11 protein-coding genes are annotated in these 15698 nt (G+C 40.8%); 5 read left to right on the plus strand and 6 right to left on the minus strand.

Annotation, left to right across the window (positions count from 1 at the left end; genetic code table 11):
- Positions 1-50 precede the first annotated feature (50 nt).
- From PVK79_RS02360 to PVK79_RS02375, 4 genes are all read left to right on the plus strand, one after another.
- Complete coding sequence (locus PVK79_RS02360; RefSeq protein WP_145239998.1) at positions 51-4448, plus strand: S8 family serine peptidase; 4398 nt, start codon at positions 51-53, stop codon at positions 4446-4448.
- Positions 4449-4616: 168 nt separating this feature from the next.
- Positions 4617-6797 carry a S9 family peptidase gene (locus PVK79_RS02365; RefSeq protein ID WP_145239996.1) on the plus strand — a complete coding sequence of 727 codons (2181 nt, stop codon included), beginning with the start codon at positions 4617-4619 and terminating at the stop codon, positions 6795-6797.
- 185 nt (positions 6798-6982) lie between these two features.
- Positions 6983-7354 (plus strand): DUF4870 domain-containing protein, encoded by a 372-nt coding sequence (locus tag PVK79_RS02370; protein WP_145239994.1) that lies wholly within the window; start codon positions 6983-6985, stop codon positions 7352-7354.
- 66 nt (positions 7355-7420) lie between these two features.
- Positions 7421-7855: a YqaA family protein gene (locus PVK79_RS02375; RefSeq protein WP_145239992.1), complete on the plus strand. Its 435-nt coding sequence runs from the start codon at positions 7421-7423 to the stop codon at positions 7853-7855.
- Here the strand turns inward: PVK79_RS02375 and folX are convergent.
- From folX to folM, 3 genes are read right to left on the minus strand one after another with little or no spacing between them, the layout of a single operon-like run.
- The gene (gene folX, locus PVK79_RS02380) at positions 7852-8211 is read right to left on the minus strand and encodes a dihydroneopterin triphosphate 2'-epimerase (RefSeq protein ID WP_145239990.1); all 360 of its coding nucleotides are present in this window, start codon (positions 8209-8211) and stop codon (positions 7852-7854) included. The genes PVK79_RS02375 and folX overlap by 4 nt on opposite strands.
- Positions 8212-8215: 4 nt before the next feature.
- On the minus strand, positions 8216-8770 hold the full coding sequence (gene folE / locus PVK79_RS02385) for a GTP cyclohydrolase I FolE (protein ID WP_145239988.1): 555 nt from the start codon (positions 8768-8770) through the stop codon (positions 8216-8218).
- A 19-nt stretch (positions 8771-8789) separates the two neighbouring features.
- Positions 8790-9509, minus strand: coding sequence for a dihydromonapterin reductase (gene folM / locus PVK79_RS02390; RefSeq protein ID WP_182735035.1), 720 nt, complete (start codon positions 9507-9509; stop codon positions 8790-8792).
- Between the two features lie 218 nt (positions 9510-9727).
- On the opposite strand from folM, the gene PVK79_RS02395 reads away from it, so the two are divergent.
- Positions 9728-10624, plus strand: a complete 897-nt coding sequence (locus tag PVK79_RS02395; RefSeq protein WP_257325231.1) for a sulfite exporter TauE/SafE family protein — start codon at positions 9728-9730, stop codon at positions 10622-10624.
- On the opposite strand, the gene nadE is transcribed toward PVK79_RS02395, so the two are convergent.
- The 3 genes from nadE to PVK79_RS02410 all read right to left on the minus strand — a co-directional run bounded on the left by nadE (position 10621) and on the right by PVK79_RS02410 (position 15595).
- The gene (gene nadE, locus PVK79_RS02400) at positions 10621-11457 is read right to left on the minus strand and encodes an ammonia-dependent NAD(+) synthetase (RefSeq protein WP_149982194.1); all 837 of its coding nucleotides are present in this window, start codon (positions 11455-11457) and stop codon (positions 10621-10623) included. The genes PVK79_RS02395 and nadE overlap by 4 nt on opposite strands.
- Positions 11458-11567: 110 nt before the next feature.
- The gene (locus PVK79_RS02405) at positions 11568-12191 is read right to left on the minus strand and encodes a YceH family protein (RefSeq protein ID WP_145239982.1); all 624 of its coding nucleotides are present in this window, start codon (positions 12189-12191) and stop codon (positions 11568-11570) included.
- A gap of 38 nt (positions 12192-12229) precedes the next feature.
- Positions 12230-15595 (minus strand): ATP-binding protein, encoded by a 3366-nt coding sequence (locus PVK79_RS02410; RefSeq protein ID WP_257325232.1) that lies wholly within the window; start codon positions 15593-15595, stop codon positions 12230-12232.
- Positions 15596-15698: the final 103 nt, after the last annotated feature.

A 15698-nucleotide genomic window follows, 5' to 3' on the forward strand; every position in this document is an offset into this window, starting at 1 on the left:
ATGTTTCTTTTTGGGGACATTTAATAACAATAATCTCATCAGAGGAATTTATGTCTAACAAGTTAATAACAAAAACAGCCTTATCAATTGCAGTATCATCAGCGCTAATGGCGGCATCGGTAAATGCACAAACAGTGCAAACAGCACACAGTATTACCGCTCTCAATAATTTCTCTACAGCTACATTTAATGAAACCGAAGTTAAAGAACAGTTACCATCAGCTCATATGATTGTGCTAAGAGCGACAACCGCCGCCGATCTAATGGCGCAAGGTATTTATCAAATAGGTGACAGCCGTGCAACCATTGCACAAATTGAGCAAGTGCAAAGTGAAGTGACAATTGAACTAAGTAGTCTAGATTTTGGTACAAAAGTAATCGGCCAAACTAAAGTGCTGGCGCCTACTTTGATTGTACAAGCAAGCCCTGAGGCGTTAGAAAAAATTGCCCGTGACTACCGAGTTGAGAAAGTGCTGCCAATGTATGATTATGAATTACATGTCGCCGCATCTGCAGATTATTTAAAAGCTTCACCATTGGTTGCAAATGGGGTTGTAACAGGTAAAGGTCAAACGGTAGCGGTACTGGATACAGGTGTTGACTACACGCACAACGTTTTTGGTGGTGCGGGTACCGTAGAGGCGTATGACGCAGCTCAAGCTGATCCTACTTCTGTAGCTTGGCCGCAAGGCATCGTACATGGTGGCTACGACTTTATTCGTGACGATGCTGATCCAATTGAACATGATCCTGTAGTCGTGATCCCCGATGTTGATGAACCGACCAGTCATGGTACGTCTGTTTCTCACTCTGTCACTGGAATTGCTCCTGAAGTAGAGTTATATGTGTACTCAGTGTGTGGTGGTGGTTGTCCAAGTGCAGCACAAGCATCAGCATTAGAAGCGGCAATGGATCCTAATGGTGATGGCGATATCTCTGACCGCGTAGATGTTATTAATATGTCTTTAGGTGGCGAGTTTGGTGGCACTGAAACTGACGGAGGTACTCAATACTTAATTCAAAAAGCGGTTGATTTAGGTGTAAATGTTGTTATCTCAGCAGGCAATGATGGCGATCATCCTTTTCGTATTGGGGGACCAAGTACCACGCCAAACGCACTTGCAGTTGGTGCGATGACGCATCCAACATTAGATATTGGGATTGCTTCAGGTACCGTGCTTGGAGAAGAGGTTGTTTTTCAAGTTTCAGGTTTTGGTCCGCAAACCGCATTTGCTATGGCAGATACCGATGCTGAACTTGTTTACCCAACCGCAAATCAAAATGGCTGTGAAGCATTTTCAGAAGACAACGATTTTAATAATAAAGCGGTGCTTATAGATCGTGGTGAATGTAATTTCACGAAAAAAGTACTGCATGCACAACAGCGCGGCGCATCGTTTGTATTTATTGCAAATAACGAAGATGACGGTACTCCTGCTTCAATGGGTGGATTTGATGCCACGGTTACCATCCCAAATATTGGCATTACTTATGCTGCCGGGGCAGCGATAAAAGCGGAGCTTAAAGTATCAGGCAAGGCTGCATATAGCTTAGTTGTTGAGCGTAAAGTAACATCAGGTGCTGTGGCAACCTTTTCATCGCGCGGTCCATCAATGGATGGTTTATTAAAACCTGAAATCACAGCGCCAGGTACAAGCATTATGGTTGCAGCAACTGGTACGCAAGATCAACTAGCTCCAGCTTCAGGTACATCCTTTTCAGGACCGATTACTGCCGGTGCGGTTGCGTTAGTACGCGCAGCGCACCCACAGCGTAATGCCTTTGAAATTAAAGCAACATTAATGAATACGGCAGATCTAAATGTGACTAATGAGCCGCTTAGCACAAATCCAGATTCTGAATTAGCACCAATTAGTATGATTGGTGCTGGTTTAGTTAACGTTGAAAAAGCGGTTAATCTGCCTGTTGCAGCATGGGTTGATAATACCGAGTTTAAAACTAAACAAGCGGCATTATCGTTTGGCTTAGAAAATTTTACTGGCGTTAGGTCAATCAGCAAAACAGTCACCGTGAAAAATTTCTCGACACAAGAAAAAACCTACAAATTACGGACTGAAGCACGTTACGCAAATGATAAAAACAGCGGTGCAATCAGTTGGGATATTCCAGCCAGCGTAACAATTCCCGCAGGTCAAACTACAGAGTTTGATGTAACGCTAACGGTTGATCCTAGTAAATTGCACGAGTGGAAACTGGAAAACCCATTTGATGCCGAGTCGGTAGCTGCACGAAGCGCCGCATTAACGCTCGCAGAGTTTGACGGTGCCTTAGTGTTTGACGATGTGGATGACACTGATTCAGATTATGCGCTACATGTTGTTTATCATGCGCTACCAAAAGCGGCTAGTGAATTAAGTATTGCTCCGGAAGTGGTTGGTAATGAGATGCAACTTATCGTTGAGAATACCGGGGCAACAACAGTTTCAACAATGACAGAAAATATTGTTGCAACTGGTAAAGTTAAGTCAGCAGCAGAGGCACCGTTCAATATTCTTGCAACGACATTCAATGCAATAGCAGCTGAAGGATGTGAATCTGGTGTATTAGTTACAGCATCGATTCAGTTACGTGATGAGATCACTCATGTATTCCAAGCAGGTTATCGTTTAGATATAGACACCAACAACGATGGTGCCTATGACTTCCTTATGCAGAACTACAATGACCGAGGTCGTAAAACGACTTCGCCAGGGCGTTCACGTACTGTTATTGGTACTATCGATGACGCTGGCGCAGAAACGCTTCGGTTTTTGACACCGTTATATCAATCAGCCGGTGCAGATACCATTACCTTCTCGGTATGTAGCAGCACACTTGGGTTAACACGTGATAATTTAGGTGATCCGTTAAATATTAAGGCATCTGTAGGCTATCCATCTTATGGTGGCGGCGTGTACTTTGAAACAGATAGTCTAGTTGGCGCTACGACCTTTAGTTCTTCAGCGTCAGTGAGTTTAACTGCGGTGGATGGCAGTGATACAGTCGTAAATCAACTTGCGCCAGGTGAAAAAGCGATTGTGAATGCTAGTGCGCCATTTGCTTTTACAGCATCGTCATTACAAGATGTACTGAAATTAGTGACTGCTGAAGACTTAGTGTTACCAAAAACGCAGGCTCCTAAGCTTGCAAATGCATCATTTGATGTTGTTGAAAATGCGGAAAACGGCCATCTCGTTGGCACCTTGAGTGTTGTGGAATCAGATAGAGATTTAGCGATTGCTGAGTTTTATGTGCAATCGCAAACTCATCAAGGCTTTAGTGTTGATAATAAAGGGCAAATTCTTGTATCAAACAGCGAGTTAGTTGATTTTGAAGTTGGTAAGCACATCGCTGAACTAGTCGTTGTTGCCATCGATACTTTGGGAAATACATCAGAGCCTGCTGTTATTACTATTAACATTACCAATGTTGCAGATGAAGCGAGCGAAGTAACCCCAATTATAAATTCTGGCCAAGTATTCTCTGTTGCAGAAAACACCCCAGTAGCTACCGCATTTGCTCAATTAGCTTTCACAGATCCAGATAACAGTTCAATCACTATGTTTACTGTAGCGGGAAGTGATGCAATCACGATTGATAATACGGGGATGCTAACCGTTGCTCAACTACTTAATTTTGAAGAGCAAAGTACTATTACGTTAGAGATAGTCGCAATTGATGAAGATGGTCATCAGTCAGCTGCTGAAATTGTGACGATTAACGTGTTAAATGTCGCTGATGAAGGAGCAGAAGTTGCGCCAATTATCGAAGCCGGGCAAACTTTTAAAGTGCAAGAAAATGCCGTGGTAGGCACTGTGATTGGTCAAATACGTGCTATTGATCCAGATACAGCAGTAACACCAATTGTAAGCTACACAGTTGCAGGTCATAACGGTATTGCAATTGATGAACTTGGCCAAATCACAGTGGCGGGTGACGTTGATTATGATGCAACACCTGAGATAAAGCTGATGGTTAGCGCAACGGATAGTGCTGGTAATCAATCTGCAGCTGTTGAAGTAACAATCACTGTAGCGCAAGACGCATTAGAAAACACGCCAGTTATTGCTGATAATCAACGCTTTAGTGTTGATGAAAATACAGCGCTTGGCACTGTGATTGGTAAACTCAACTTTAGTGATCCAGATGCTGATGTAAGTCCTGTTACTAAGTTTATTGTGTCAGGCACTGACTTAGTCACTGTTAATGCTGCGGGTGAAATTGTTGTTGCAGGTAGTATTGATTATGAATATGAGCGTAACTTTACATTTAGTGTTATCGCTGTTGATAGTGCGGGTAATAACTCTAAAGCTGTTGATGTTGAAATACGAGTAAAGAATATTGTGGGCAAAGATGACGATAATAATGACGGTGACAGCGGTTCACTAGCATGGTTAACATTGCTTATTGCACCATTTGCATTTATGCGCCGCCGAAAACAAAAGTAATTAATTGTTTAGTTAGTCATTTTAATTATCAGTGATTAACGAGCAAAGTTAATCAAACAAAGGGAGCTTAGGCTCCCTTTTTACATTGCTTTACAAACTAATATAGGTAATCAACAGCTAGTTAGATATATTGCTAGTAGTGGAATAATAATAACTCTAGGGAATACTATGAAAACACGTCAATCATTTGCGTTAGCGGCTTTGTCGTTAGCTATTTTAGCGGGCTGTAATAAAGCTCCAGAACAAAATAATATAAAATCCGAGGCTGTACAGAGTGAAGCTGCAGTGGTTAATGTAACTGCACCGGTAGCCAATAAGATCCCTTTCGAAATGACTATTCATGGTGATACGCGCACCGATAATTACTATTGGATGCGTGACGATGAACGAAAAGATGCAGCTGTCATAGCACACCTTAATGCAGAAAATACCTATACTGATGCGATGCTAAAGCATACTAAAGCTTTACAAACTACTTTGTTTGAAGAGTTAAAAGGGCGCATTCAAAAAGATGATGACTCCGTGCCAACTAAAAGTGGCGATTATTATTATTCATCGCAAACGCGAGGGGATAATGAATACCCGACTTATGTTCGCAGTAGCGATGATAAGGGCACTGATCAACACGTTATATTAGATGTAAATGAGTTGGCAAAAGGCCATGACTATTTCGCGGCAACAGGTTTATCTGTCAGCCCAAATGGTCACTTATTAGCATATGGTGAAGACACGGTAAGTCGACGAATCTACTCTATTTTAGTGAAAGATTTAAAGACCGGTAAATTACTAGAAGATAAGCTCGAAGGGACAGATGGTGATATCGTCTGGGCGAATGATAATAAAACTTTTTATTACATTAAAAAAGACTTACAGACATTGCTAGGTTATCAGGTTTATCGCCATACCTTAGGTACGTCACAAGCACAAGATGAGTTAGTGTACGAAGAGACTAACACAAGTTATTACACTGGCCTTGGTAAGAGTAAAGACAAACAAGAAATTTATATTTGGCATGGCAGTACTAACGCTTCAGGTGTGTCGGTAATTGATGCTAATGACGTCAAGGCACAGCCAAAGCGCTTAATTGAACGTGAAGAAAACCTAGAATATGATATTGCTAAACTCGGTGATACTTATTACATAGTCACTAACCTTAACGCAGTAAACTTTCAGCTAATGACGGTGGATAAAGATAAAGCGCACGACAAAGCGAATTGGCAAACACTGATCGCTGCGCGTGATGATATTAAGCTTGAAGGCATCGATTTGTTCACTGACCATTTAGTGTATAAAGAGCGTGAAATGGGGCAATCTCGTTTAACGATACGCAACTTAAAGTCGGGTGATGAACAGCAGCTGAGCTTTAATGACAGCAGTTATATGGTCAGTACATATGGTAATAATGAATTAGATAGCGAAAGCTTACGAGTATATTATGCCAGTATGACGACGCCTGGTTCATCGTATGATATCGATTTGAATAGCACAACGAAAACACTGTTAAAACAGCAACAAGTGATCGGTGATTTTAATGCCGATAATTATGCATCGGAGCGACTATTTATTACTGCGCGAGATGGCGTAAAAGTACCGGTGAGTTTAGTTTATCGCAAAGATAAATTCAAAAAAGATGGCACTAATCCATTGTTACAATATGGCTATGGGTCGTATGGGGCAACCATGGATCCAAGTTTTTCTAGTAGCCGTTTGAGTTTACTTGATCGAGGCTTTGTATTTGCTATCGCGCATATTCGTGGCTCGCAGATGCTTGGTCGTCCTTGGTATGAAGATGGCAAGCTACTCAATAAAAAGAATACTTTTAATGACTTTGTTGATGTAACCAAAGGCTTAGTTACCCAGCAGTATGGTGCGCAAGATAAAATATTCGCGATGGGCGGCAGTGCGGGCGGCTTATTAATGGGCGCCGTGGCAAACCAAGCACCAGAGCTTTATCAGGGGATGGTTGCGGCTGTGCCATTTGTTGATGTAGTGACCACTATGTTAGATGCGAGCTTACCATTAACAACCAACGAGTACGGCGAGTGGGGCAACCCAAATGACAAACTATATTATGATTATATGCTGTCTTACTCACCGTACGATCAAGTGAGTAAACAAGCGTATCCAAATATGTTGGTCACCACAGGTTTGCATGATTCTCAAGTGCAATATTTTGAACCAGCAAAATGGGTTGCAAAATTACGTGAGTTTAAAACCGATGATAATAAATTACTGTTTAAAATTGATATGGAAGCAGGCCATGGTGGCGCATCTGGGCGTTTTAAAAGCCTTCAAGATACAGCTCTAAATTATGCATTTATCTTAGATTTAGCTGGTATTAAAAAGTAATAACTGATTTTAGTGTTTTACAATTAAGGCGTGACTTAGGTTACGCCTTAATTTTTTGTCTAAATTAAGTGTTGTGGTTTTGCACACTTGCTCGAGCTTAGCAGTATCGACGACGCTGATTAAAATCTAGACATTAAGACTGAAAAAGGTCAGCATATAGGTATTAACGAAATAAGGAGATGGTAATGGAAGATAATCAACAGGTTGAACCAGTTATAACGAGTAAAGATGAGCGTATGTGGGCGATGTTATGTCATTTAAGCGCATTAGCCGGATTTATTATACCTATGGGTAGTATCATCGGTCCGCTGATTGTCTGGTTAATAAAAAAAGACGAAATGCCATTAGTGGCTGAACATGGGCGTAAATCGCTTAACTTTCAAATCACTATGTTCATAGCATATATAGTGTGTTTGATTTTGATGTTTGCAGTTATCGGAGTAATTCTATTACCTATAGTCGCTATTTTCTCGTTTATTATGGTGGTGATTGGCGCAATCAAAACTAATGACGGTAAAGAGTTTAACTACCCATTTAGCTTACAATTGATAAAATAAACTACTCTTCATTTTTATCAAACCCAGCAAATGCTGGGTTTTTTATATGTATTAATAAAGGCTTAGATGGCTTATTTAACTCTGTTCTTTACTGCGTTTATTTCGGCAACATTATTGCCAAGCTCATCAGAAGTGGTACTCACAGCAATGGTGACCAAAGGAGAATATTTACTTTGGTTGTTATGGCTCAGTGCCACAGTTGGTAACGTACTAGGTAGTTGCGTTAATTACTGGTTAGGCACGCAAGTCATACGTTTTAAGGATCGGAAATGGTTTCCCGTGTCACAGGCAAGTATCGATAAGGCTGCAGAGCGCTTTGAAAAGTATGGTGTTTATAGCCTGTTGTTGGCATGGCTACCAATTATTGGTGATCCGCTAACAGTTGTAGGAGGCATTTTTAAAGTGCGCTGGTGGACATTTTTATGGCTGGTTACCCTTGGCAAAGGCGCACGTTATTTGCTTGTACTAGCCTTTGCCGTTGGGCTGGATAAGTTGCTTTAAGCTTTACTCCAATCGAGTGTTAGCGATACTGAATCTGCAAAACGCAAAGCGTGAGGTTTATCAACTCGCACTTTTGCATAATTCACGCTGCTATGGCTATGGCAAACACTGAGTATTTCTGCCACTAGTTTTTCAAGCAATAAAAAGTGACCTTGCTCAACAATACTAATCACTTCTTTGGTGATCACTTTATAATTAAGTGCTTGTTCAACTTGATCCGTTTCACAGGCTTGCTCAGCAGGATAGTGAATTTCTAAATTGATCACTACATCCTGCTTTTTCTCACGTTCATCGGGATTAAAGCCAATAAAAGTGCGCAGCCGTAAGTTAGTTACATGGATAATTGCATTGGCCATAGGATTAGCCTTTTACAAGTTGTAAAAATTCATTGCGGGTTTTTGGATCGGCTCTGAAGTTACCTAGCATTACCGACGTACGCATACTTGAGTTTTGTTTTTCAACCCCACGCATCATCATACACATATGTTTTGCTTCCACTATTACACCAACGCCTTTAGCACCGGTGACTTCTTCAACCGCTTTAGCGATTTGATGAGTCAGTTGTTCTTGAATTTGAAAGCGGCGTGCAAACATATCAACAATACGCGCAAATTTCGATAAACCCAGCACCTTACCGTTAGGAATATAAGCAATATGACAGCGCCCTACAAATGGTAATAAATGATGTTCACACATCGAATAAAGCTCTATATCTTGAATTAAAACCATGTCATCTGCATCAGAAGTAAATACCGCATTATTGGTAATTTCTTCTAATGTTTGACGATAGCCTTTGGTCAAATATTCCATCGCTTTGGCGGCGCGTTTTGGCGTGTCTAATAGGCCTTCACGTTGTGGATCTTCACCTACAGCAGTAATAATTTCGTGGTAACTATTTTTTAATTGATCGTGCATAAATTTCTCGATTAATCCGTTATTTTAAATGTCTGCCACCATCTACGGGTAAAGAACGTCCCGTGATGTAATGGCTGCTAAGCAATAAATCGACGCTGTTTATAATTTCGCGACAACCGGGCTCGATGCCCATTAATGATTTTTTAAGGGTTTTTTCTCGGTACTCATCGCTATCGTGATCATTAAAAATAATTAATGAAGGGGCGATAGCGTTCACTTTAATATTCGGGGCAAACTTAGCTGCAAATGATTTTGTCATATTTTCTAAGGCGGCTTTACTTGCGGCATATGCGATATGCTTTGGACTTCCTTTTTCAACAACATAATCAGTTAAATGAATGATATCAGCAGGGTGTTGCTGCTGTTGCTGAAAATTTAACAGTAACTCGCTAAGCGCTAAGTTAATTAAGTAAGGTGCTTTTGCATGGATACGCATCATGTTATCAAATAGCGTACTGCTATCTGGATTATTCGCTTCGCAGTCCCAACTCGATGCATTGTGGATCACCGCCTTTAAGCTATTTGTGTGCAGCTTTAATTGACTGACAAACTCATTAATGCCGTTGTCAGTGCTAAAGTCTGCGTAAACACATACAGCACCATGGTCAGATAATTCATCAATAGCGGGATGGCGAGTTCGGTAAGTAACGATAATAGCTTGCCCTTGGGCTATAAAATGTTTTGCCAGTGCTAAACCAATACGTTGGCCGGCACCTGTTATTAAAATGGGCGATGTCATAACTAAATACAAATCCTTAGGTTTTTTAATGCGATGAGCTGGATTACCATGTGTTTACTAACAACTATAAACTAAATTACAGAACTATTTCATCTTTACTGCAAAGATATTGCACCAATATAACAATCTGTTTGTACGCCGTAACGAACAGTTGCGATCATTTGCTCTGCGATGATTGTCAGGCATAATAATAAAACTTCAATTTATGATCTGTAACTATGCAATCATCACCTAAACCGATCCATAAACTGCGTATGATCCCCTGGTTATTTGTTGCTGGCGTGTATTGTTCATTAATTGCTTGGCAAGGCGCAAATGCCGCGCTACAAAGTGTTATCGCAGAGTTTAGCATTGCTGTGACTATGGCTTTTGGGTCTTTTGTTGCTGGTGGCACTGCACTTGGTGGTGGCGCAGTAGCATTTCCTGTGATGACTAAGTTACTGGCAATAGATCCTGTAACCGCAAAAGTATTCTCGTTAGCGATTCAAAGTTTTGGTATGAGTGCGGCCGCATTAACCATTATTTTTACTGGTATTCCATATTATCGCCAAGTGGTATTAATCGCAGCTCCTGCTGCATTAGTTGGCGTATTACTAAGCCTTACTTTTATTGCCGATCAATTACCAAGAATGGTGGTTAAAGGAGTCTTTAGCGTACTTTTAATATGCTTCGCATTAACTCTTTTATGGCGTATTTACTGCAGGGTGCAACATGTATGTAGTCAAACCGATATACACGTTAGTACATTTACAGTTGCATTAGTTGCTGTTATTGGAGGAGTTGCATCTGGCTTAGTTGGTTCGGGAGCTGACATTGCTATTTTTGCGTTATTGATTATCGCCTGCAACGCTAATATTCAAAAAGCGACTGCAACCTCGGTGATTATCATGGCAATAACGTCTGTGGTGGCAAGCATTGCTAACGTATGGTTCTTCAATAGCTTAAGTAGCGAAATACAGTCGTATTTATTAGCGGCTATTCCAGTGGTCGTAGTAGGAGCACCTTTAGGGGCTTATGTTTGTGCTAAAGTAAAAAGCGGGCAATTAATCACATTTTTCTTATTGTTAATTGCCCTAGAAGTGTCATTTACGGTTTATGAACTTATGACAGCCTAAAGATCGTCGTAAATGGTTGGAATAGCTTGGCGTTTATGTTGAGTGCGTAGATAAATTGCGATGAGTTTTTCACTTACCTCGTCACTGACTTCTTTGCCTTCTAAAAAGTCATCAATTTGTTCATAGCTTAAACCAAGGGCTTCTTCATCAGTAAGGCCAGGGCGATCACACTCTAGGTCGGCGGTTGGGGCTTTATTAACGAGTAAATCGGGTGCACCTAACTGCTTGGCTAATGCGCGTACTTGGCGTTTTGATAAGCCAAATAATGGCGCTAAGTCGCATGCGCCATCACCAAATTTAGTATAAAAGCCAGTAATGTTCTCGGCGCTATGATCAGTACCAACAACGAGGCCTTGGCACAGTCCGGCAATTTCATATTGCGCGACCATGCGTTGGCGGGCTTTCACATTACCTTTTATAAAATCAATTTGTGCTTGTTCCGGCAGTGCATCACCGCAACCTACCACTGCCGCTAATGCTTGCTCATGCATGCCGTCTGCTGCGGGTTTAATATTCACTGTTAGGCGTTTATTTGGTTGAATAAAATCAACAGCCAATTGCGCTTCAGCTTCATCAGCTTGCACACCATACGGTAAGCGAACCGCAATAAATTGATACTTGTCGGTTTGCTGCTGCGCATTTAATTCGTTAACGGCGAGTTGGCATAAGCGACCACAGGTAGATGAATCTACACCGCCACTAATCCCCAGCACTAAAGAGCGTGAATGTGCTGCCACTAAGCGGTTTTTTATAAAGTTTACGCGGCGTGTGATCTCGTTGTTGACGTCTATATTTGGCTGGACTTTCATTTCTGCCACTATTTCAGCGCGCATGCTGAGCTCTCCTAATAATATTATTGGTTGTCATGGTTATACCAATTAGCTTAAAAGCATGATCTCTATTTAATGCAATTGGAATTATTATCTAATTCAAAGGGTTTAATTTAAAGCCCTAAATGTAGCTTAATTTTTTGTAATTCAGCTTTTAGCTCATCAATTTCAGCAAGTAACTCATTCAACTCGTCAGCTTTGAGTGCAGGTAATTCAGGTGGTTCTACTGCAACAGCACTTTGTGGATCAGCAAATAAATGGCTGTAACGGCTTTCACGTTTGCCAGGTTCTCGCGGGTGTTTAGTCACATGTTCGGCAGTCATCAAGGCATTTAATGCCGACTCAACTTCAGCAACATTATTAAACTCAGCGAGCCGATTACTGCGGGTTCTTAATTCACCAGGGGTTTGTGGGCCACGTAGCAGCATTAAACAAATAATAGCGCGCTGTTGCTCCGTTAACTGTAAATTACCAAATTCAGTATTGCAAAAGCGATGTGCGAACTTAGTTACGCGTCCAGATAACCCTTCGTCTAATGTAACTAACCGCTGGGAAACTAGCGAGTCTAGCGCCTCTTGTACTTCAGTTTCGCTGAGCGTGAGCACTGGCTCTCGGTTCGATTTTTGATTGCACGCATTGGTCAATGCATTTAGTGACAGCGGGTAATGCTCTGGTGTGGTGCTTTGTTTTTCAAGTAGGCAGCCGATCACACGTTGTTCAATAGCAGTGAGTTGCATAATAAATCCTTCTTTTTGTTATGCCTTAGCTTACACCTTTATTGTTTACCAAGCCATTGTTGCAGTTTCGGATTAAGCGCATCAAAATCGAGTGGTTTGGTTAGGTAATCAGTCATTCCTGCACTGAGGCATTTATCTCTATCGCCTTGCATAGCATTTGCGGTTAACGCAATAATAGTTACGTTTTTGTAGTATTCACCCGCATCCCCATTACGGATTGCCTTAGTTGCTTGGTAACCATCCATTTCTGGCATCTGGCAGTCCATTAACAATAGCTTGTATGGTTCTGTGGTTTTGTTTTTTAGTTTTTCAATAGCTTCCAGACCATTTTCAGCGATATCAAAACTTATGCCTGCTTGTTTTAGTAATGCACAGGCTACGACTTGATTTACTTTATTGTCTTCTACCAGCAGGATTTTGTCTTGATTTACAAAGTGTGTATTGTTGATTGCAATACTTGCTGGTAGTGCATTGTTATTTTGTTGTTGCTCGATAAATTTTTCATTCGCCAAAGAATCAAACAAGTCCGAAGGCGTTAGTGGTTTAAAAATCATGCAATCGGCTTCGATTGGCAAGTTTGCATGTGCTTCTTGTGAGAAACTCATTGGTGCCATAAGGATCAGTTTTACGTGATGCTTGCTTAGGTAAGTTTTCAATGTATTAATTGCAGCGGCGTCGGCTTGCTGAAAAAAGCTATAATCAAGCAGCACAGCATCAATCAATTCATCGCTAGAATTGAGATAGTAACTCAAAGCTAGGTAGTTTTTGAGAATATGCGCACGTGCCCCCCACACATTCAGTTGTTTTTGCGCAATTGAGCTATTTAACGGACAAGTATCGACAATTAAAATATGTTTGTTTGTAATTAAATGACTCGGTAAGTCTTGTTCTTTACCCAGTAGCGGCTGTACTTTAATGGAAAAAGTAAATGTACTGCCTTGGCCATAAACACTCGTGACATTGATTTCTCCATCCATCAAATTACACAGCTGCTTAACAATCGCCAGGCCCAAGCCTGTGCCGCCATATTGGCGAGTAGTTGAGGTATCGGCTTGAGTGAAAGAATCAAATAACGAAGCTTGTTTGTCGGCTTTAATACCAATACCGGTATCAATAATTGAGCAATCTAAAAAAGTCCCGTTAGTGGTATTTTTTAAGTTTGCGCTCACGATAATTTCACCATTATGAGTAAATTTAACGGCATTACCGAGTAAATTATTAATAATTTGGCGAAGCCTATTTGGGTCACTAACAATCTTATTTACATTAATTTTAGTGGCATCTAAAATCAGTTTAGTATTATGTTGCTCTACTTTAAGGGCAAATGACTCGACCACTTCACCGAGTAATTTCGGTAAATTAAAAGCAATCTTTTCGATATTTAATTTACCAGCTTCAATTTTTGAAAAATCCAGAATATCGTTAATTATATTAAGCAGCGATTGCGCTGATGATTGTGCTAATTCAATATGATGCGCTTGCTGAGGATCTAACTTAGTCTGTTGCACAATATTAAGCATCCCGAGTACACCGTTCATCGGGGTGCGAATTTCGTGGCTCATGCTCGCTAAAAACTCACCTTTAGCGGTTACAGCTTGTTCCGCTGCTTCTTTTGCTGTGACTAATTGTTGCTCGGTTTCTATACGTTGCTCGCTAGAATATAAACTGCCAATTAAAGCGGCAACGGCAATTAAAAAGCTTTCTTCGTTACGCGACCATACCCGCGGATACTGACAATGCTCAGCACAAACAATACCAATCGCCCCGCTTCCTGTAGGGATAGATACACAAAGCATTGATTTTATGTCGAAAGGGGCTAAATAGAGCGCTGTAAGCGGGGCTGTAAATTTATTGCTCAGTGCATTTGAAGCGCGGATCACTGCTTGGTTATCAATGGCTGTAAAAAAATTATTTAACTCAGTTTGCTGCCATGCTGGTAACGCAGTGTTATTTGGGGTGTGTTTACCATGATGGGCAAATGATTGCAGTTGATCTCTTGCATCATTGAACAGCCATATACTGGCACGTTCAACATTAAATGCATCGCAAATTGATTGTGTAATAATATCTTTTGCTTGTTTTAAATTACCAGTCAACACAGCGTTATTAACGGTAAGTGAGGCGAGTACCTCATTGTGCAAAGCGGTTTTACTGCTTTCTAATTCAATGCATTTACGGACGTTTATATCTTGTAAAGAGCCAAAAATCTTAATACAGCGGCCATTACGGATTTCGGCCTCACCATGCACTAACACCCATAAAGCATTACCTTTAGAATCGATAACTTCGAGCTCAACTTCGTAACTTTCACCATATTTAATTGCTCGCTCAACGAGCTTTTTTATCGTGTCACGGCTTTCGCCTTCTTTAAAGTAAGAAAAGTTCGTTGGCCAATCAGGTTGTTCGTCTAGTGGATATTTGAAAATGTTTTTGGTCATATCTGACCAATATACTTGTTGTGTTTCAAGGTTAAATGACCAAGCGCCAATTTTTGCAAGACTACTCATTGTCACTAGCATTTTTTCATTTCTTAGCTGGCGATTGAGCATTTTTAAGAATAATAAAAAGGCTAAAATTAATAGCCCGCAAATAGTAAATATTGCTAATCTCAGCGGCCAAATCGCAGAATTTGGAGGTGCCCAACCAACTTTAGGAGTAACAAAAATTTCCCACTCGCCACCTTGAAAGGTTAAAGTAAACGCCAGAGGGTTTCGCTCTAAAATATCCGCTTTACCGCGGAAAAACTCTCCCTTTAGACCCAAGCCATTGCGTCCTTGAATGGCAACATCATAGTCTTCTTCTAGTTCGTAGATACCCGCTCTTTTATATATTTTGTCTATGTCGAGTACCACCGAGAGTAGTCCCCAAAAATGCTTGTCAGGGGGAAGGTACACAGGGACTCGGGCAATTAATGCTTCGCCACCTTGCACTAATGTAAGTGGGCCTGCCATAACTATTTCATTGTTATCACGCGCACGAATTGCATCTGCACGTTGTGCTTTGTTATCTAAAAAGTTTAGCCCTATGGCTTTTTCATTGCCTGCCAATGGGTAAGTCATGCGGATCACCATATTAGGTGCACCACCGATATTGCGTAATTCAGATGAGGTGTCGAATAATGGCGCGGCAATTTGGGCAAAACGTTGTTGATCTAAATTAGGCTCTGCAGCAACTGCAACAGCTAAACCACGCACCAATTGAATATTCGATACTAATGTTGATTCAAGTTGAGTACGGTAGCTACTTACTTCAGATAAAATTAATAGTCGATGAGATTCTTGGGCACGTTTATAACTGATCTGATCAAGCACTAAACTGATTAATAAAATAAAAACGAGCGAGCACCAAAATATCAGTTTAAATTTGTAGACTTGTTTGTGATCATCTGTTTTTAACAATGGCATTAGCGACTTGTGCTTTTAATATTTGGCTGTTCAACTATAGTCAATTTATCACGGAAATAAAAATAGTCCGATCAATTGAGCTATTTGTTTTTTATTTAAATAA

The sequence above is a fragment of the Pseudoalteromonas rhizosphaerae genome, assembly GCF_028885455.1.
Lineage (GTDB): Bacteria > Pseudomonadota > Gammaproteobacteria > Enterobacterales > Alteromonadaceae > Pseudoalteromonas > Pseudoalteromonas rhizosphaerae.